Raw genomic sequence first — 19,905 nt, forward strand, 5'->3', positions numbered from 1 at the left:
ATAATTAACGCATTTTAAATTAACGAATTTGAAGAATATTTTGCTGAAGTTGGTTATTAACATCCAAAGCACGAGAACTGGCTTGGAAGTTACGCTGAGCACTGATCAAATCCACCAGCTCTTGAGTCATATCAATGTTTGATTGCTCTAGAGTACCGCTTTTGATAGCACCAAATGAACCTTGGGATGCATCTCCCCACACCACTTCACCTGACTCTTGGGTTGCATTCCATAGCGATCCGCCAAGTTGTGTTAGCCCTTGTTCATTGGCAACCCGTGCCATTGCCACACGACCGACGATTAAATCTTTACCATTGGAGTAAGACGCCATGATATTGCCATCAGGATCGATATCAACTTTGGATAAATAGCCCGTTGTTGCACCATCAACATCTTGAAACTTACGTACTTCAAATGCTGAGGCGTACTGAGTCGGATCATCATATTTCATGGTTAGTGCCTGATTAATATCAGCACCACCAACATCGATTTTGGCATCGGCAAAGCTTTCCATTGGTATCTCATTTGGAGAACCCGCCTGCAGTTGCCCATTCGCATCAAATTTCATGATGTAGCCAATATGCGGACTCACTTTTGGATCCGTCATATAAGCAGCGGGCAATGATCCTGGTTTGACGTCCAACGCCACTTCGTCACCATTGTTATTGGTCACGGTTTGATAAACTTCCCATGTATTGGCTTGCTGCAGCGCAGGAGTCGCTGCATTAGGATCATACTTTGCCACATAATAAGTGGTCATTTTGTATGGCTTACCCAATGAATCATAAATGGTTGATGAGGTAGAACGGCTAAATGAATCTGGATCCTTAAAATCAAACGGCTGACTTTTAGGTTTCGTCTCACTATTAGGTAAATTAAGAGAGACTTTGATATTTTTAGAGGCCGTTGGCTGTCCAAACACATCATCAATTTTGAGTGACTTGGCCTCATAAGAAGCCACCGTATTAGTATCTTGGTTCACTGGATAACCTAATAAGAACTTACCTTCAGAGTTAACCAGTTCATTTTCATTGTTTAATTGAAACGCGCCATTACGAGTTAGATTACTGTTGGCGGCTTCATTTTTGTTATCAGCCACCGCAAAAAAACCGGCACCAGATACCCGTAAATCTAACGGGTTATTGGTATAAATACTTGAACCTTCATGGAACTGTTGTGCCACCGTTGAGGTTTGAACACCGCCACCCGTGGTGGTCTTAGAATTTGAGAAAATAGAATTTGAATACACATCGCCAAACTCTGCCCGCGACTCTTTAAAGCCAAAGGTATTTGCGTTGGCAATGTTATTACTGGTGGTGTTTAGATCCTTTTGCGCAGCACCCAAGCCACTTAATGCGATATTCATGCTCATAAGTTCAATTATCCTTGTTGTGTACTAAGTGGTGCCGCTGATTGGGCGCTTTTACCAATTTGTAAGACTTCAGCGAGGTTGACAGGTTTTGCCACACCAGCGAGGTTTAACATCACTTTACCGTCGCTGTTACCCAGTAAAACGCTATTTACATTAGCGTGAGTTAATACTTCAAATTGTTGGCTTTCACCACCAACATTACCTGATACTGAGAAGTTATATTTACCCTGCGGCATCACATTGCCTGCATCGTCTTTGCCGTCCCATGCAAACGGATGCTCTCCGGCTGATTTTGCGCCAAGCGTAACGGTTTTCACTAATACGCCTTGCTCATTTTCAACCCGTAGAATGGCGTTATCGACTCCTTGTTGCATACGCACCATACCCGCCATTTCACCATCATGGCTTTTTAGCGCCGACGCACTTGGAATAAGTACATCTTGGCCGACCAGCGATGATGCTTGCAGTGCTTGGTTAGATGTCATAGCACTATTGAGTGAGCCAAATTGCTCATTCATTTTATTGATGCCATCAACAGTAGCAAAAGAGGCCATTTGGGCGATCATCTGATCATTACCTACGGGCTTAAACGGATCTTGTTGGGCTAATTGTTTGGTTAATAACGATAAAAAATCATCTTGCTTTAATTGATTAGTGCCCGTTGTCGGTTGCTCTTCAGCAATTTTTTTATCTTGCATGCCTTTTAATTGGTCAAGATAAGAAAGGGATTGCCCTGCGCCATTAATGGTTGTCATAACACTCGCTCCTTTGCTTATTTGCCCATCTGCAATGTTTTCATTAGCATTTGCTTACTGGCATCTGCAACTTGAACGTTATTTTGGTAAGAGCGTGATGCTGAGATCATATTGGCCATTTCTTCCATCACATTAACGTTCGGTTTATAAATATAGCCCGCACTGTTTGCCAATGGATGCTCTGGATTATATTCAGCACTTAATGGCTCGTTGCTTTCAACGATACCTTGCAGTTGTACTGGTACACTGGCACTGCCTTGATAAGACGCGCTATCAAGTGCTGCGGCAAAAATAGGATGGCGCGCTTTATACGTTTCTTGCGCAGAGCTACTAACACTGTTGGCATTGGCAAGGTTACTTGAAGTGGTATTGAGTCGTACTGACTCGGCACTCATGGCAGAGCCGGTAACATTAAAAATATTAAATAAACTCATTCATTATTCCCCTTTCAATGCCTTGGTGAGGTTCTTAAATTTAGAACCTAAAAAGTCTAACGATGCTTGATATTCAATGCTATTTTGCATAAATAAGTTTTGTTCTAATTGCGCATCGACTGTATTGCCATCACCGCTGTCAGGTTGAGTAGGTACGCGATATAACTGTTCACCGCTAGCACCACCAGAGGCAGTAATATGCCGCCCATTGGTACGATTAAGGCCAACATTTGCCCCTGAGGTTGCCGATTGTAAGACGCGGCTAAAGTCGACATCTTTTGCTTTAAAGCCTGGTGTGTTGACATTGGCTAAGTTGCTCGCCAACGTTTCGGCGCGGGTGGCGCGAGCACCAACGGTATGTTGATGAATACCTAATGCTTTATCAAAAGAAATCGACATATTTTGCCTCTACGGTGTTGTTCACAGTCACAATGACAACAGATGTAAAGCAAGGACAATGCCAAGATGGAAAAGAGGGTAGGAAAAAGGGGCGAGTGGCGAGTGGCGAGTGGCGAGTGGCGAGTGGCGAGTGGCGAGTGGCGAGTGGCGAGTGGCGAGTGGCGAGTGGCGAGTGGCGAGTGGCGAGAAAAGCTTAATCGCTAATAATATAGTAGCAATCTTTCCAACTGAGTTTAGATATCGAAAACTCGAACCTCGAACCTCGAAACCTCAAACTCTCGAAACTCAAATCCTCGAACTCTCGAAAACTCGAAAACTCGAAAACTCGAAAACTCGAAAACTCAAACTCTCAAACCTCCCCACTCTTACTCTTATTTTAATTTATAAATGATACCCGGGTTACAGCGTACCATTTCAAATTTATCGCACAATCCGGTTAACGATTCTGATGCACCTAAAAATAAATATCCGCCTGGGTTTAAACTCGCCGCTAATTGATTAAGCACTTTGATTTTGGTTTCTGCAGAAAAATAAATTAATACATTGCGGCAAAATATCACGTCAAATTTACCCAATAAAACATAACTTTCTTTTAAGTTCTGCGTACGAAAACTAACCAATTGCTTCACTCGCGAATTGATCATCATGCCGCCACTAGCATGAGCTTCAAAAAATAGTTTTCTACGCGCCGCAGATAAACCTCGACTTAACGCTAGCTGGTCATACACCCCTTCTCGACACATATCGAGCATGGTTTGGGAAATATCCGTCGCTGTGATCTGAATATTTGGCAATAACCCTGGTCGTTTTTGTTGCTGTTCTAAAATGGTCATCGCAATTGAATATGGTTCTTGACCTGACGAACTTGCCGCTGACCATATTTTAAATGGCCTTCTTTTGGCTGCTAGCTCTGGCAGCACCTTGTCAGCTAACACCGTATAAGGATAGCCATCACGAAACCATAACGTTTCATTGGTTGTCATTGCATCCACCACGGCCACTCGCACTTCACGATTGCGTCCACTAAGTGTCAGTTGCAACAGCTCAGATAAAGACTGCATACCAAAACGTTTAATTAACGGGCTTAAACGACTACGAACTAAGTACTGTTTATTGTCCCCTAAAACAATGCCACACTGCGCTTCAAGATAATGACAAAAGTCATGATAATCTTGATCATTTACCGTTAATGTTGTCATTAATTGCTCTTTATTATTGTTATATTATTACTACACATCGATTTTTATTGGTGATTAAGCTGGCGTATTTTCAGAAGCAGGTGTGCTGACAATAGGTATCATGGCATTTTTAACCGCTTGCCCAAGTTCATCAGGATTAAATTTAGGAATAAAAGCATTAGCTCCTACTCGTTCTATCATTGCTTGATTAAAGACGCCACTCAAAGAGGTGTGCAAAATAATATGTAAATCTTTTAAGGCTTGATCGCCACGAATAGCCGCCGTTAAGGTATAGCCATCCATTTCAGGCATTTCGATATCAGAAATAACCAGCGCTAATTGTTGATAAATACTGCCCTTAGCAGCCATAGCTTGTAATGTATTCAACGCTTCCTTGCCATCTTTAACACAAATACAATCACAGCCAATAGATTCAATGGCTCGCTGAACTTGCTTACGTGCGACCATGGAATCATCTGCAATTAACACAGTTTTTACCGTCGGTGTAATCAGATTAATTTCATCAAGTAGCTCAGTTGATAAGCGGGTATCTGCTGGGGATATTTGGTCAAGAATTTTTTCGACATCAAGAATTTCCACCAGCTCATTGTCAATCTCAGTGACCGCGGTAAGGTAATTACTTCGCCCAGCCCCTTGTGGCGGCGGTAAAATAGCTTCCCAATTGATATTAACAATCCGCTCAACCGCTGAGACTAAAAACCCCTGCACCGAACGGTTAAATTCCGAAATAATAATAAAGCACTTACTGATGTCTTCAACAGGCCGACCACCAATTGCAAGGCTAATATCGATCACTGAAATGGTTTGGCCACGAATATAAGCCACCCCTTTCACAAACGGATGCAAATTAGGCATCGCGGTTAATTTAGGGCATTGTAAAACTTCTTTTACTTTAAAGACGTTAATGCCATAGCGCTGGCGTCGATTGAGCCGAAACGTAAGTAACTCTAATCGATTTTGGCCAACCAACTGAGTACGTTGATTAACGGAATCTAAAAGACCTGACATGTGAAATAGCTCCCTGCTCAAGAATATTAATCTGACCAATACAAGCAATTTTATGAATAATTACTTATGATATGTCGTCTAACTACTGATTTTCTAACACCGACAGAGAATATGACACCGTGATCACTCATCGATATTTAGATCTAGTTTGCATGATTATCGGCAGTTTACTGCTGAGCTTTAGTGGAAATATTCATGCGACACCACTCTCTCAGCACGCGCTTATTCAACAAACCGCTGTCAGCCATATAAAACAGACCTTAATACAGCCCGAATTTGGCAGTATTAAGGTCACCGCAGCAAAACTCGATTCACGATTACGGTTTCCGGTTTGTAGTAGCCAACTGCAAGCATCGACGCCAGGTAAACAAACATTAGCGGGTAATGTCACCGTTTTAGTGCGCTGCAAAACTGAAAATTGGCAATTATATGTTCCTGTTAGTGTTCAACAAACCTTGCCACAAGTGATTGCCACTGCCCATTTAGGCCGTGGCGCACTACTCAGTGCCGCTAACCTCAAAATTGCGATGGTAGAGAGTCGCTTTCAGCGTGGCATTAGCTTTACTGATCCACAGCAAATTATTGGTTCTAAAGTAAAGCGAACGGTAAAAGCGGGTGAGGTGATTCAAGCAAACGATATTTGCCTGGTATGCCGTAATGACAGTGTTTTAATTCGTGCCGGTCAGTCAGGGTTAGCGATTGTTACAGCGGGAAAAGCATTATCTGATGGCGCGATAGGTGATGAGATTCGAGTCCAAAACACTAAATCAAAACGCATTATTGATGGCGTCATTACTGCTGTTGGTGAAGTCTCTGTGAAGTATTAAGTCAACCATCAACTGATGACCATTCACCTCAATACCCAACACCATAAAATTTTGGCGTTAACGCACAAAAAAAGCTAAAGTTTGAAGTCTATACGTCGATAACTGACTATAACCATTGACATCGACAGGTACAATATTATGACAAGCATTGATCATTTACGTGGCGGGCAACCACTGAACACTAGCCGTACAGTTAATACTCAGAAAACGGCAGCAGAAAATACCGCTCCAACAGCGATTGAACCACAACACGATGCGGTCTCATTAAGCTCTCAAGGCAAAGCTGTTGGTCAAATTCATCAACAATTAGCCGCTGAAACCAGCTTTGATTCTGCAAAAGTGGATCAAATCAAACAAGCCATCGCTAATGGCAGTTATACTATTGATGCCGACAAACTTGCCAACAATATGATTAAATTTGAAGATGAACTTAATGGTCTTTAAGACAATTAATGTTATTGCGTATTCACTGTAAGGATCTTGGTCATGAAACATACTATTGAGCAATTGCTTGAGCTACAACAAACAGCTTTGGTATCACTTGCTGAATTACTCAACCAAGAGAAAACAGCGATTGCGCATCGACGCGCATTAGAAATAGAACAGTTTGCCAAAGAAAAACTTGCGATTATTAATAGTGTTCAACAACACGATTACCTGATTGCCAATCACCCTCAGCGCCAGCAATTGCAAGAGGATGCTTTACTCAGTCAACAGGTTGAGCATATTCAACAATTAGTGACCTTATGTAAGCAGCGTAACGATATCAATGGTGAAGTCTTACAACGGGCGCAATTAAGTTTTCATAAGCTTAATAACCTATTTCAACAAAGTCGCGGCCGTCATCAAATGACTTATAATTGTGATGGTAAGGCGCAAAATGTACGTTCATTAGGCACCAACCTAAAAGCATAACGATTAAAACATAACTTGCTGATTATTAGGAACATGAAACACTTCACCGTGTTGCTTCATACGTTCCATTAAACCTAAATTTAATTCCATTTCAGTCACGTAACTATCGCCCACAGGGTAACTACGAATCACCTTTGCACCACGAATAATACCATCAACCGCACCATCAGTGGTTTCAGGGCCTAATTGTTGGTTAGATAGTGACGTGGTCGCCGATATGCGAAGACCATATATTTGCTCAGATAGCTCACGGTAAGCATCAAGCTTTGATGCACGCATGGCACGTAAACTTTTTTCTTCTTGAGTACGACCATTTTGCTCACTGATAGATGCATAACCAACTGCTGAGACTAGTTCATTACTGTGGGTTAAATTTGAATTAAGGCCATTATTTGAGGTTGAACATCCTGATACTACGACCAATAACATTACTGTTAGCCATTTCGTCATCGCGCTTATCCTTAAGGTCGTAATACCACATTATTAGTCGTGGTCTGTTGTTGTTCAGTGCGCATAATCACACCGTTGCGAAGTTGAATCTTATTCATGAAATCTAAATCACGCCCGATACGATCTGCTGGTAAAAAACCTTGAGCTGTGGCAATCACGACGTGCGAACGCATGCCAATAATACGCGCATTTACTAATACGCCACCACTTTGACGTAACATGGTGCCGGTAAGCACATAATCAACCGGTTGTTGGCCCGATAATTCTTGCCAATTACGGCTGATACTAAAATCGCCGTTGCGAGTAACCTTAATCACTCCCGTTGATTTGTAATCAACCACCGTAAAGCCGCGCTGCTGCATCTGAAACATGAAGTTTTCACTGACAACATTACCAAGCCAGTTAGTTGCTCCCATATCTTGCAGATCAACAAACGATGTTACAGCTAAAGGAGTGCTTGCAGTTAAATATTGATTCGATTCAATTAACTGATTTGTCAGGCCTTCAACAAAATAATCAACGGTATGACGTGGCGTTGTTGTTAATGAGTACCCTGCTGAGGAAAATTGTTGTTTGCCGTTATAAACTTGCGGAGCTGCACAGGCTGTCACTAACAGCGCGCACATCACCAGTATAATATTGTTCATTTTTTGCCACTCTCGATACGCGTGATAAAGAAGATATCGTTCACGAACACAATTTCTTTAATAATAACCACCAATTGGGAACACTCTTTGCATTCCTTTGCAGCTATGTCTCGATTAAAGCAAAAAACATACCTAAACTGGTCTTTTATGAATAAAAAAATAGCAATCTGTTTGAGTGGCCTGTGGTTATTGCTCTCAAACGCTAGTCATGCGCAATGGGTACAAGTAACAGGTGAGGCAACGATCCTTGAAAGTAAAGCGACAGCACGTGTTAATGCCTTAGAGAACGCCGTATTTCAAGCAATGACCTTCACTGGAGGTGAGATAGCCAGTTTGCCGTTACTCAAAAGTTATTTGCAACAAGATCGACAACAATACCGCTTTAGTGGCAATGAAATTCGGCATATTAGCGTGCTGGAACAAAAACAGGCTGGCGGCAAAATGTATGTCACTGCCAGAATAGATATTTACCCATCGGCAAAAAGTTGCCACAAGGTACAATATAAGAAAGGATTATTACTGGGTCGATTTTCACTGGCAGAGCCTCAACAAGCGGCAATGGGCAGTATTTATCAATTAGGTGATGATTTCTCAAAAGTGCTGAAAAAAAATATTCAGCAACGTTCGCAAAGTTTTTTAGTCACGGGGATGACACAAGTTCCTTTTAGTGCCAATCATGCTGATGCGATGATGATGCTTGCGGAAGATAATGACGCCCAATATTTGATCAGTGGCGAGATCACCGATCTTTCAGCCACTGTCGATGATCACGCATTACAAGCTGATACTATTAATCGCCAGTTTGCAGTCAACTTAGATATTATGGATGGCAAAACCGGTGAGATGATTTATCAAAATAGTTATCGAGATATTGGCTTGTGGCCGTTTGCACGCACCAGTCATGTTGATACTAAAACTGCTCGCTTTTGGGTATCACCTTATGGACAAAGCATTCAGCGTATTACTCAAAATATGATGCTTGATATTGAAAGTGCGTTGTCGTGTCGAGCAAGCTTACCTGAAATCATTAATATTCATCAGGGAGTAGCGCAAATTAATGTTGGTCGTGTGCACGGTGTGCGTAATGGTGATCAACTTAAGTTATGGCATAGCGCGGGTTTTATCGATCAGAAAGGGATTCCACGTAACCGAATGGTTGCAACAGCCATTACACTCACTGTCGATCGTGTCTATGAAAAATCAGCAGAGCTACGAGTTAACCAGCCACAATTGGCTTCAAGCATTCAACCTGGCGATTTACTGACCAAGCAGTTGAATCAATAATACTATTTTCTTAACCTCTGTGCATTTTCGCGTATACTGTGCACATGCTTCCTTAGCTCAGATGGATAGAGCGTCCCCCTCCTAAGGGGAAGGCCGCTGGTTCGACTCCAGCAGGGAGCGCCATATTTATCAACGCCTTAGCAATTTATTTTGCTGAGGCGTTTTTGTATCTGCTGTTTATAGTCCAGTTATGAGTTAAGTTATACGAACAAGTGGATAAACAGCATAAAAAAAGGCCGAGTAATCGTTGATTACTCGGCCTTTTTTGTATCTGTAACATTATTATCTAATTATTTAGATGTCGATTTATGTGTCTTCAGACCGAGGATGTTACGTACAAAAGCAACAATACGGAAAATATGACTAATCGCAGCAAAGTAACAAACGAACATCACTAAGAAAGCAACGAACATGGTTGACTCAGCAACACCTGCGTAATCACTCCACAGGCCAATAACAGAACAACTTAATGCCATCGCACAGATGGTCAGTAACGTCTGACGAGATGATAATCCAAGACGTTGGAATATATGGTGTAAGTGCTCACGGTCTGGTTTAAACGGTGATTGACCCTTACGAATACGGCGAATCATAATTGTCGCCATATCCATCAATGGAATCGCAATCAACCATAATGCTGTAACTGGTTTAAAAGCGTATGATTCTGGATCTTGTGTCGCTTTAATCAATAACCATACCACCGTAAAACCGATAAACATACTACCGGCATCACCCATAAAGACTTTTGCTTTTGATCCAAATGGAATGCCTAAGTTAAGCATAATGTAAGGAATGATTGCTGTAACAATCAAGCCACACACTGTGCCTAAATAGGTATTACCAGATAGGTAGAATACAACGCCCATCGAACCGATAGTTACTGCCGCTAATCCGCCTAATAAACCATCAATACCATCTACCATGTTAAATGCATTGATTGCACCAATAACACCGATAACCGTAATAATATAACTTGTAAATACAGACAATTGAATTGTTTCACTGCCCATTAAAAAACCAAGGTTATGCAGGCTATGACCACCAATTACTATCATGGCGATAGAAATAGCAGCTTGAACAATTAATCGTATTTTAAAACTTATATCTAAACGATCATCAAATGCACCAAGAATAATTAGCACTAGAGCACAGCTTAAATATAAATATAAATCACGTGTATGAGGAAGAAATGACAAGAAGGTAACTGAAATAGCAGCAAAAATAGAAATACCACCCACCAAAGGAATTGCACCCTTATGATGTTTTCGAGCATTAGGTTTATCAACTAAACCAACAACTTGTGCGACAACTCTCATTATAAATAAAAATATTAATGATGAGATAAAGATAAAACAATATCCAGTAAACATAACAAACACTTTTTTAAATTGGATACACTCGCATATAAAAAGAAACAATAGAGAATATAATAGCGAACCATTACTCCCCTATTGTTTCATTATTTGCGCTGATTAATTACTTGAGATAATAATAAAATTAAAACTCATTGAACGTTGTTATTAATCTTCTTGGAATATATCGCGTGTATAAACTTTATCAGCTACATCACTTAATTCTTCAGCCATACGATTAGAAACAATAACATCACACTCTTGCTTAAATTGATTCAAATCTTTAACCACTTTAGAGTGGAAGAATTCAGCGTCATCAAGTACTGGTTCGTAAATAACAACCTCAATACCTTTAGCTTTGATACGCTTCATAATACCTTGAATACTTGAAGCGCGGAAATTATCTGAGCCAGACTTCATGATAAGGCGGTAAATACCTACGCGTTTTGGATTACGACCAATAATCGAATCAGCAATAAAGTCTTTACGTGTTGTGTTAGCATCTACAATCGCACCAATAATGCTATTCGGTACATTTTTATAGTTAGCACGTAATTGCTTAGTGTCTTTTGGTAAGCAGTAACCACCGTAACCAAATGATGGGTTATTGTAGTGATTACCAATACGTGGGTCTAAGCCAACACCTTCAATGATTTGACGTGCATTTAGATTGTTAGTTTCTGCGTAAGTATCTAACTCGTTGAAGTAAGCAACACGCATTGCTAAATATGTGTTTGAGAATAATTTAACCGCTTCAGCTTCTGTTGAGTCTGTAAACAATACTTCGATATCTTCTTTAATCGCGCCTTCCTGTAAAAGGCCAGCAAAAACTGTTGCGCGCTCGCTTTGTTCACCAACGATGATACGTGATGGATAAAGGTTATCGTACAATGCACGGCCTTCACGTAAGAATTCAGGTGAGAAGATAATATTATCGCAGCCAAACTTTTCTTTAACTTCTTTAGTGTAACCTACTGGCACAGTTGATTTAATAATCATTACTGCATCAGGGTTAATCGCTAACACATCTTGAATAACGGCTTCTACAGAAGAAGTATTGAAGTAGTTATTTACTGTATCATAATCAGTTGGTGTTGCGATGATAACGTATTCTGCATCTTGGTAAGCCATTTGCTTATCAAGTGTTGCAACAAAATTAAGATCTTTATTTTCTAGGAAATATTCAATTTCACGATCAACAATCGGTGATTTTTTATTATTAAGAAGGTTTACTTTTTCTTCGATAATATCGACAGCAATAACTTCGTTGTTTTGTGCCAATAGCATGGCATTTGACAGACCTACGTAGCCTGTACCTGCAATAGTAATTTTCATGAAATCTCTCTTAGATAATGCTTTCAATAGCCGTTAGATATTTATTAATTATGATTTTTTCATCGAATTCATTTTCGACTTTCTGGCGACTTGCTAACCCCATATCAAGACGTTCTTGATGAGTGTGCTCAATCATTTTAGTGAGCATTTCTACAAGGCTTGCGGTTGAACGTGTCTGGCAAAGATAACCATTAACGCCATGGTCAACCGTTTCGCGACAACCAACGTTATCCGTTGTCACTATTGGTTTACCCATTGCACCGGCTTCAAGTAATGATTTAGGGACACCTTCACGATAGAACGATGGCAATACCATACAATCAACTTTCGCGATTTCTTCCTCAACAGTGTCTGAAAAACCAAGATAATTAACAATACCTTCATCAACCCATACTTGCATCTCTGCGCGTGATACAGCTGAAGGATTATTCACATCTAGAAAGCCAAGTAAATTGAATTGTACTTTGTCGCCGTAACGTTGCTTCAATTCACGAGCAGCTTCAACATAATGGCCGATACCTTTGTCATAAAGCATACGTGCCACTAATAAAAAGCTCACTACACCATCATCTGCGGCTGGTGATATTGCAAAACGCGAGAGATCAGCACCAGAGCCTGGTAAGCGATCCGTCTTTGAAATATCCGCCAGCTTATTATCGATAAATAACCCGCGATCATCTTCGTTTTGGAAGAAGATTTTATCAGCACGACGCTGACTAAATTTATATAATCGGCGTGCTATTTTGGCAGTCATATTTTCATCAATGAAAATAATACCTAAACCAGCGATATTATTAATGACTTTGGTGCCATTTTTTGATGCTGCAACTGTGCCATAAATATTATTTTTAGGTGTAAAGTTTAAAACAACATCAAACTTTTCAGCTTTAAAAATAGCATTAAAAGCAAAAAACGTTTTTGCATCATTAATCGGATTTGTACCACCTTGATCAATATCAATGTGAATAAATCGTGCCCCTAATTGTTCAAGTTTTATTGAATAATCATCTCGAGGTGCAATCGCCGTTACAACGTGGCCGGCTTCGATTAACGCTAATATAGTGTTCTTTCTAAAGTTATATAAATACCAACTCGTATTGGCTGATATAGCTATCTTTGCCATGGGATCACTTATTATAAAATTCTTTATACCAACGAACGAGGTTCGCAACGCCTTCTTTCACACCGACCTTAGGGGTATAGCCAGTAGCTTTGAATAAATCTTGCGTATCTGCATACGTTTGGTAAACATCACCAGGCTGCATGCCACGGAAGTTCTTAGTCGCTTCAATACCTAATTCAGTTTCAATAGCTTTAATAAAGTCCATTAAATTAATTGGGCTACCGTGACCGATATTGTAAACACTGTATGGTGCTGAACTTGATGCTGGCGTGCCTTCTTCAACAGTCCAATCATCATTACGCGCAGGGATCACATCAGCAATACGAATAACACCCTCAACAATATCATCGATGTAAGTGAAATCACGCCACATATCACCGTTGTTATTAATATCAATCGTTTCGCCATCTAGAATTTTCTTAGTGAAAATAAAAGGTGCCATGTCTGGACGACCACAAGGACCATAAACAGTAAAGAAACGTAATCCAGTGGTTGGCATATTGTACAAATGTGAGTACGAGTGAGCCATTAACTCATTAGATTTTTTAGTTGCTGCGTAAAGTGATACAGGGTGATCAACAGTATCTGAAGTTGAGAACGGTGTTTTTGCATTCAGACCATATACAGAACTTGATGATGCATAAACAAGGTGAGCAACGTTATTATGACGACAACCTTCTAAAATATTAAGGTGGCCTACAAGGTTACTATCAGCATACGCCATTGGGTTTTCAATCGAATAACGAACACCTGCTTGAGCCGCAAGGTGAACAACACGATCAAATTTTTCGGCAGCAAATAAATCTAGAACATCTTGAGAATGTGCAATATCAATTTTCTTGAAGACAAATTTACTGTCTTTTAGCAGCGGTGCTAAGCGTGATTCTTTTAACGCAACGTCATAATAATCATTGACGATGTCAATACCAACAACATCATGGCCTTTCTTTAATAATTCTTCACTTACTTTTGCGCCAATAAAACCAGCAGCACCTGTCACTAAATATTTCATTATTTCACCTTATAATTTTGTGTCCACAGATCACCGATTTTTAAATCCCAATCATCAGGCATAGTTAAAAATCCAGATGCTGAATACATCGTCAGTTCACTGAACGTTACTTTTCCTTCGTAGAAATATAAATCGACTCGAACAAAATCGTAATGTTGACCAATTTTTTCCGCGATGCGGATCATCTCATCTATAAATTCTGGTTTAGGTGGCGCTGGGTGACGGCGAGGATGATGATACTCAAACCCTAGCTCTTCCCAATTAGCATCATAAAGATTGCGGGTCATGCTTGTAAAACGACCAGAATCTAACTGAATGAAGCCAACTTTGCCATTAAATACATACAATTTATAGTCATCAGGTTCATGACCATTAAACTCAAGATATTCTTCAATAAATACTCTTGGTGGAATGTTTTCATATGCCCATTCACCAAGCGCACCAGATTGATCTTTTTTAAGCCAATCCTTTGCTAACGATTTCATCTTATCTTTACTAAGATGATTACCATGACGAATAATTTCAATCGTCTGACTGGTATGGTTAGCTTTATATACGTAATCTTCTGGTAATGTTGATAAATCTAAATCATCAAGCGACTCCGGTGAATCACCTACCCATAACATTTTTGGTAGATATAATTCCGGAACAATTCCTTTAACGAAATCCTTCGCTTTTATTTTATCAGCACCAATCGTTAATAGTTCATTACGATCGGCTATCTTTTTACACTGAATTTTTTCATTATATGTCCGAGGATTATCAAAATTGATAAATCGCTTAAATTTTCGAAAAAATAATATCTGTAATCGAGTTTTAATTGGTATTTTAGAGATGATCTTTGAGAACAATCTAAATTCTAGACTTTCCACTTTACACCCTCACTTATTAATGCTTTTTATATATTCAATATGATTTTTAAATATGGGACCATTATTTGCTTGGTGGAAGTTAATTTCACCCCAACCTGCATTATATTCAATAACTGACATTCTACCGTCATTATCAACTGTTAAATCCCATGAAACTATACCGTGGCTTTTTAAACATTTATGTTTATTTTTAACAAGTTCTAATAACTCATTAAAATAAGGAATGCTGTAACCATCTGAAAATTTAATCGATGTTCCTGGATGTTGATAATACTTCTTAAAGTCATGATCGATTGCAAAGTCACGCAATTTACCACTACTATCAACACCAATGGATATACCACCGGCAGCAGAGTTATCGATACGGCCACCATTACCCATTCTTAATACTGTTGAAACAGGATACACATTGCCATGGTAAGCAAAACTCATCACTCTCACTGTATTAATAGATGACGGGTTAAAAATAGCCAGATCATCATGTTGAGTTATAACTGGTTGAATTACAAAGTCATATTTAGCATTAAAATAAGTAGTTAAAAATGGAACAATATGATTTGCGGCACCAATTTCAACACCATTTCCGCCACCGGTACCAATACTACGTTTAATAACAAACTCCGTACCAGCTGGAGCTTGTTCTAGATATGATACTAAATCATTAAACTCAATAACGTCATTGTTACTATCGTAAATAGTACCAGCAATGCAATTAGCAATTGTTAACACTGTATTACTATTAAGGATATTTGAGATATAACCTTTATGGTCAAAAAATTTATTCAGACCAAAATCGTTAACTTTTGCTTCTAGATTATTGTAAAAATAAGGTTCAGATAAATATTTATCTGATTCAATACCGCAAGCACTTTGATAACGGTGACTCCAAAAACGTCCCGTCAATGGACTTAGCATATTTTTACATTTTAAAGATTTTGGATTTTTAATACCATATTTGATATATCTAGCATTTGCCAAAATCTCATAAGCAAACCGACGAGCAAAGCTATCTTTCATTTATAAGCCTTATATAACAATGTTATTAGTGTAATGAAAAGCATTGCATTATACACAGGTCATTTTCAATTAATATCTCAAAGTCACTATTGAATTAATGTATGAAAATAATGACACCAATAAAACATATGAAATACGAATAATAGCCAACACATCTATAAACGTAATCTACTTTATTTAATGTCATTAATTGATTACAAATACAATAACAACTCGCTATTAAGTGTTAACCATTATAAGCATTTACCTTCCAATAAATTAACTAATAATTTGAGCTATTTTCTAAATTCAGGATAAATAAACCATGATAAGACTAAATGTTTATCAAAAAACATAATTTATTCATCACTCAATAATTCTATCTAATATTATAAATTAATATTCTTTATATATGACATGTGTTGTTTAAATACAGGGCCATGAAATGCTTGATGTGACTCTAATCCACTCCATGCTGTATTACATTCAACAATAGTAACGTAACCACTATTATCAACACTCACATCCCATGAAATAATGCCATGACTCTTAAATAGTTGATGCTTTTCTTTCACTACATCAACCATTTCGTTAAAGTAAGGCACTTCATAGTTACCAGGAAACTCAAGCTGAGTCTGCGGGTGCAAAGTAGTTTTATTAAGGTAACAGTCAAAACCAAAAGTTGTTAATGAACCGTCATTTTTAATACCAATGCATAGACCCCCAGCACTGACATTATCAATTCTGCCACCAGGGCCGCCCATTTTCACCATACTTGAAACATGATGAACTTCACCGTCATATGCCAATGTCATAATTCGCACTGTATTGAGCGATGATGGATTAAACTCAGCTAATTTATCATGCTGTTTAACCAGGGGCTGAATAACAAAATCATATTTCTTTTTACGATAAAGGTTAAAAAATGGAATAATTTTCTCAGCATTGCCGATTTCAACACTTTCACCGCCGCCTGTACCAACACTTCTCTTAATGACGAATTCATCATTAACAGGGTCATTACGTAATTTTTCAGCAATCGTGCTAGCATCTACAATATTATCGTCACCATCATAAACGATACCAGAAATGTAATTAAACAATAATGGAATCGCATTTGATTGCAGAATAAAAGGTAGGTAACCTTTATGGTTAAAATAATCACTTAACTCAAAGTTGTTTATTTTGCCTTCAACCTGATTAAAGTAAAATGCATCAGAAAGATAGTCATCCGATTTAACACCAGAAAGCAACTCAAATTTATAAGATGAAAACCTACCCATTATTGGACTAAGTGTATTTTTTCGCTTAAAAGATTCAGGGTTTTTAATTCCCCATACTAAATCTTTTACACCTGCACGAAGTTCAAAGATGCGACGTCGTAAAAAGCTATTTTTCATTAAAAACCCTTTCTTTATTAAACACGATAAAATCGTAAATAATAAAGTTGCATATGATTAAAAATAATCAGCAATCAAGCTCCTTCTTTAATACTGATTAAATATAATAAATTAAAAAATCATGTATCTACATATATTATTGAATTATTGCTGCTTATATTAAAGTGCAGCGATTATTTTAATTAATTCAACAATTGGTTAATATTGTATCTATAACAAAGTAGATAACATTAGTTAAACGTATCGTATATATGTTGTTGCATTTCTTCTAAACTAAATTTATTAATAATTAGTTTACTATCAGGACAATAACTCTTTTGATTCGCAATAATCTCATTAACTGCATTAGCAATTAATGAAGGTTCTGACTCATCAATAATAATACCATCTGATTTTTCAACTACAATCTCTGAAATTCCAGGGGTATTTACCGCAACAACAGGTGTTTCAACACTAAGTGCTTCAATTACAATTGTTGGTAATGCTTCACTGGAATTAACTTTCATTGTTTCGCCTTTAAATGATAAGGTTTGATTTATCACTGACGGGAAAATTAACAAATCTGACTTCATTATTTCAGGTATAACATTCGAACACCAACCATGAAATATAACTTTATCTTGTAGTGCATTTTCAGAAATAATACTACTTATATAGTCTTCATAATTCAGTAAAGGGTTAGAATGAGCATATGAACCATAAACGTGAAGTTTAACATTGGAATGGTCAATATCTTTTAAAGCTAATAATATATTATGAAGCCCTTTATGAGCAACTAAGCTGCCAACGAATGATAAGTTCAGTTCATCAGCAACTGGATTTTTCGCTATTTCACGCTTAAGATCAAAGCCATTATAAATAACCTTTACCTTATCATCTGCTGGCAACGAGTCTTTGATATTTTGAGATGGAACGATAATTTCATCAACAAAAGACATCATTATTTTAGATATTTTATCTGAACAACTTAACTTACTATGCAGATGCCAAATAACTTTTGTTTTAGTCAACTTGAGCAATAAACAAGATAATACAAAACCACGAGGATCATAGGTATATGTGTAGTCAGGTTTTTCTTTAATCACATGAAAAAGAGAGAAAACATTAAAAAACAAAACATTAAGAATAAAATAAATTTTATCCATTAGTGTTTTTTTTGTTCCCTCAAAACGACCAGTACCAAAAACCTTTGTAAATAACGATTCACATGGAATTCTTTTAGTCTCACCAAACTCTTTCACTGTATCACTATACAATGTATTATTTTGACGTTGAAAGATGACGACATCATATGTCTTCTTTAACATCGGAATGATATTTAATGTTACCTTTTGTGCGCCTGCGATATTGCCTGTAAAAAACTCAAATATTACAACTTTCTTCATGTTATTCTCATTTAGTTTAATATTATCTTTATATAATGTCTTAATTTGAATATGGAGTTAGTCTTTTATAACTTGTTCAAGCAAATTAAAGCTCTTGTCACTATTAAAGTATCTAATATCAGATAATTGATTATCATCTAAAAGAGAGAGCACTTTTTGCGAAAACTCATTGCAATCAAAGCATGGAACTAAATAGCCATTAATACCATTCTCAATAATTTCAGCAGGACCACTTGGACAATCAAAAGAAACAACAGGCGTTCCTGCCGTTAATGATTCAGCTAAAACATTTGGGAACCCCTCATATAAAGAGGTTAGAATCGTAATACGAGAGCGGTTATAATAATTATTAACATCATCCGTTGCTAAAATACGTTCAATTTCAACATTATTACGCTGTTTAATATCATCTAAATTATGCTGAAGCTCTGTTTCAAGATCACCTGTACCAATAATAGTTACTTTAATCTTTCTCTTCTGTGAAACAAGATCAATTACACTAGCAAGATAATCAAGTCCTTTTTGTTTTTTTATACGACCAACAAATAATAGATCAATATCTTTTTCAACATTAGGCTGTTTGAAAATACTTGTTGATACAGGATTATATATAACCGTTATCTTATCTTCTGGAATAGAAAGATAACTTACCATGTCATCTTTCATATCATTACATTGAGCAATATAATAATCGATATTTCTATAAACTAATTTGGTCAATAAAATTGTAACGAATTTCTTGATCGAATTTTTACGAATATGTAAATCTCGACTAAGATAATTCACATTACGAGCAATTAGCTTAAATGGTGATTTATTAATAAATCGACGATAAAACCATAATGCAATTGATATTTGATGATTAAATGTAATTACAGTACTAGCAAAAGTAAAGTTTGTTGCTTTTATCTTTTTCAGCATTGAAGATGCATTATGACAATGCAAATAAACCAATTCGATTCTTTCATCTAAAAGATTAATATAAGAATCTTCATATTCTCTAAAAAGAACAATACGTACTTTATAATTATTGTCAGCTAAATAATTTGCATAATTAACGCAAACACGTTCAGCGCCGCCTTTCCTTATTGCATCAATAAATAAATCTATACTTTTTTGTGTCATAATAAAACCAGTTCA

General features: G+C 37.7%; 22 protein-coding genes and 1 tRNA gene. 6 read left to right on the plus strand and 17 right to left on the minus strand.

Annotated features, from left to right (window positions below; genetic code table 11):
* Positions 1 to 19: 19 nt before the first annotated feature.
* The 4 genes from flgE to flgB are packed head-to-tail and all read right to left on the minus strand — an operon-like array spanning position 20 to position 2,960.
* A complete protein-coding gene (flgE, locus tag PMAL9190_RS04605; protein ID WP_087844104.1) occupies positions 20 to 1,372 on the minus strand; it encodes a flagellar hook protein FlgE in 1,353 nt (450 codons plus the stop codon).
* Positions 1,373 to 1,380: 8 nt separating this feature from the next.
* Positions 1,381 to 2,127, minus strand: coding sequence for a flagellar hook assembly protein FlgD (locus PMAL9190_RS04610; protein ID WP_065177252.1), 747 nt, complete (start codon positions 2,125 to 2,127; stop codon positions 1,381 to 1,383).
* A 17-nt stretch (positions 2,128 to 2,144) separates the two neighbouring features.
* Entirely contained in the window at positions 2,145 to 2,561 is a 417-nt protein-coding gene (gene flgC / locus PMAL9190_RS04615) for a flagellar basal body rod protein FlgC (RefSeq protein ID WP_065166477.1), read from the minus strand.
* 3 nt (positions 2,562 to 2,564) lie between these two features.
* On the minus strand, positions 2,565 to 2,960 hold the full coding sequence (flgB, locus tag PMAL9190_RS04620) for a flagellar basal body rod protein FlgB (protein ID WP_087844105.1): 396 nt from the start codon (positions 2,958 to 2,960) through the stop codon (positions 2,565 to 2,567).
* A 66-nt stretch (positions 2,961 to 3,026) separates the two neighbouring features.
* On the opposite strand from flgB, the gene PMAL9190_RS20175 reads away from it, so the two are divergent.
* On the plus strand, positions 3,027 to 3,164 hold the full coding sequence (locus tag PMAL9190_RS20175; protein ID WP_159458355.1) for a hypothetical protein: 138 nt from the start codon (positions 3,027 to 3,029) through the stop codon (positions 3,162 to 3,164).
* Between the two features lie 167 nt (positions 3,165 to 3,331).
* Here PMAL9190_RS20175 and PMAL9190_RS04630 read toward each other — a convergent pair whose 3' ends face one another.
* Positions 3,332 to 4,159 (minus strand): CheR family methyltransferase, encoded by an 828-nt coding sequence (locus PMAL9190_RS04630; protein ID WP_087844106.1) that lies wholly within the window; start codon positions 4,157 to 4,159, stop codon positions 3,332 to 3,334.
* A gap of 54 nt (positions 4,160 to 4,213) precedes the next feature.
* A complete protein-coding gene (locus PMAL9190_RS04635; protein ID WP_087844107.1) occupies positions 4,214 to 5,167 on the minus strand; it encodes a chemotaxis protein in 954 nt (317 codons plus the stop codon).
* Positions 5,168 to 5,319: 152 nt separating this feature from the next.
* On the opposite strand from PMAL9190_RS04635, the gene flgA reads away from it, so the two are divergent.
* The 3 genes from flgA to flgN all read left to right on the plus strand — a co-directional run bounded on the left by flgA (position 5,320) and on the right by flgN (position 6,909).
* Entirely contained in the window at positions 5,320 to 5,994 is a 675-nt protein-coding gene (flgA, locus tag PMAL9190_RS04640; RefSeq protein WP_200813362.1) for a flagellar basal body P-ring formation chaperone FlgA, read from the plus strand.
* Between the two features lie 138 nt (positions 5,995 to 6,132).
* Positions 6,133 to 6,438, plus strand: coding sequence for a flagellar biosynthesis anti-sigma factor FlgM (gene flgM / locus PMAL9190_RS04645; protein ID WP_087844109.1), 306 nt, complete (start codon positions 6,133 to 6,135; stop codon positions 6,436 to 6,438).
* 42 nt (positions 6,439 to 6,480) lie between these two features.
* Positions 6,481 to 6,909, plus strand: coding sequence for a flagellar export chaperone FlgN (flgN, locus tag PMAL9190_RS04650; RefSeq protein ID WP_065166484.1), 429 nt, complete (start codon positions 6,481 to 6,483; stop codon positions 6,907 to 6,909).
* A 3-nt stretch (positions 6,910 to 6,912) separates the two neighbouring features.
* Here the strand turns inward: flgN and PMAL9190_RS04655 are convergent, their stop codons facing one another.
* Together PMAL9190_RS04655 and PMAL9190_RS04660 are read right to left on the minus strand one after the other, a co-directional pair.
* A complete protein-coding gene (locus PMAL9190_RS04655) occupies positions 6,913 to 7,359 on the minus strand; it encodes an LPP20 family lipoprotein (protein WP_065177247.1) in 447 nt (148 codons plus the stop codon).
* An 11-nt stretch (positions 7,360 to 7,370) separates the two neighbouring features.
* Complete coding sequence (locus PMAL9190_RS04660) at positions 7,371 to 8,006, minus strand: FlgO family outer membrane protein (RefSeq protein ID WP_060997109.1); 636 nt, start codon at positions 8,004 to 8,006, stop codon at positions 7,371 to 7,373.
* 147 nt (positions 8,007 to 8,153) lie between these two features.
* On the opposite strand from PMAL9190_RS04660, the gene PMAL9190_RS04665 reads away from it, so the two are divergent.
* Entirely contained in the window at positions 8,154 to 9,290 is a 1,137-nt protein-coding gene (locus PMAL9190_RS04665) for a flagella assembly protein FlgT (protein ID WP_087844219.1), read from the plus strand.
* A 46-nt stretch (positions 9,291 to 9,336) separates the two neighbouring features.
* Positions 9,337 to 9,413 (plus strand) — tRNA-Arg (locus PMAL9190_RS04670).
* Positions 9,414 to 9,580: 167 nt separating this feature from the next.
* Here PMAL9190_RS04670 and wecA read toward each other — a convergent pair.
* The 9 genes from wecA to PMAL9190_RS04715 all read right to left on the minus strand — a co-directional run bounded on the left by wecA (position 9,581) and on the right by PMAL9190_RS04715 (position 19,890).
* On the minus strand, positions 9,581 to 10,660 hold the full coding sequence (wecA, locus tag PMAL9190_RS04675) for a UDP-N-acetylglucosamine--undecaprenyl-phosphate N-acetylglucosaminephosphotransferase (RefSeq protein ID WP_087844110.1): 1,080 nt from the start codon (positions 10,658 to 10,660) through the stop codon (positions 9,581 to 9,583).
* Positions 10,661 to 10,810: 150 nt separating this feature from the next.
* The gene (locus tag PMAL9190_RS04680) at positions 10,811 to 11,977 is read right to left on the minus strand and encodes a nucleotide sugar dehydrogenase (RefSeq protein WP_087844111.1); all 1,167 of its coding nucleotides are present in this window, start codon (positions 11,975 to 11,977) and stop codon (positions 10,811 to 10,813) included.
* A gap of 10 nt (positions 11,978 to 11,987) precedes the next feature.
* Entirely contained in the window at positions 11,988 to 13,100 is a 1,113-nt protein-coding gene (locus PMAL9190_RS04685; RefSeq protein WP_087844112.1) for a glycosyltransferase family 4 protein, read from the minus strand.
* 4 nt (positions 13,101 to 13,104) lie between these two features.
* Positions 13,105 to 14,112, minus strand: coding sequence for an NAD-dependent epimerase (locus PMAL9190_RS04690; protein ID WP_087844113.1), 1,008 nt, complete (start codon positions 14,110 to 14,112; stop codon positions 13,105 to 13,107).
* Complete coding sequence (locus PMAL9190_RS04695; RefSeq protein ID WP_087844114.1) at positions 14,112 to 14,984, minus strand: ATP-grasp fold amidoligase family protein; 873 nt, start codon at positions 14,982 to 14,984, stop codon at positions 14,112 to 14,114. The genes PMAL9190_RS04690 and PMAL9190_RS04695 overlap by 1 nt, the downstream gene beginning before the upstream one ends.
* A gap of 9 nt (positions 14,985 to 14,993) precedes the next feature.
* Positions 14,994 to 16,001: a sugar-transfer associated ATP-grasp domain-containing protein gene (locus PMAL9190_RS04700; RefSeq protein WP_087844115.1), complete on the minus strand. Its 1,008-nt coding sequence runs from the start codon at positions 15,999 to 16,001 to the stop codon at positions 14,994 to 14,996.
* A gap of 368 nt (positions 16,002 to 16,369) precedes the next feature.
* Positions 16,370 to 17,380 (minus strand): sugar-transfer associated ATP-grasp domain-containing protein, encoded by a 1,011-nt coding sequence (locus PMAL9190_RS04705; RefSeq protein WP_087844116.1) that lies wholly within the window; start codon positions 17,378 to 17,380, stop codon positions 16,370 to 16,372.
* 230 nt (positions 17,381 to 17,610) lie between these two features.
* Positions 17,611 to 18,765, minus strand: a complete 1,155-nt coding sequence (locus PMAL9190_RS04710) for a glycosyltransferase family 4 protein (protein WP_087844117.1) — start codon at positions 18,763 to 18,765, stop codon at positions 17,611 to 17,613.
* A 57-nt stretch (positions 18,766 to 18,822) separates the two neighbouring features.
* The gene (locus PMAL9190_RS04715; protein ID WP_087844118.1) at positions 18,823 to 19,890 is read right to left on the minus strand and encodes a glycosyltransferase; all 1,068 of its coding nucleotides are present in this window, start codon (positions 19,888 to 19,890) and stop codon (positions 18,823 to 18,825) included.
* Between the last annotated feature and the right edge of the window lie 15 nt (positions 19,891 to 19,905).

It is taken from the genome of Photobacterium malacitanum, from assembly GCF_900185615.1.
In the GTDB taxonomy this organism is placed as follows: domain Bacteria; phylum Pseudomonadota; class Gammaproteobacteria; order Enterobacterales; family Vibrionaceae; genus Photobacterium; species Photobacterium malacitanum.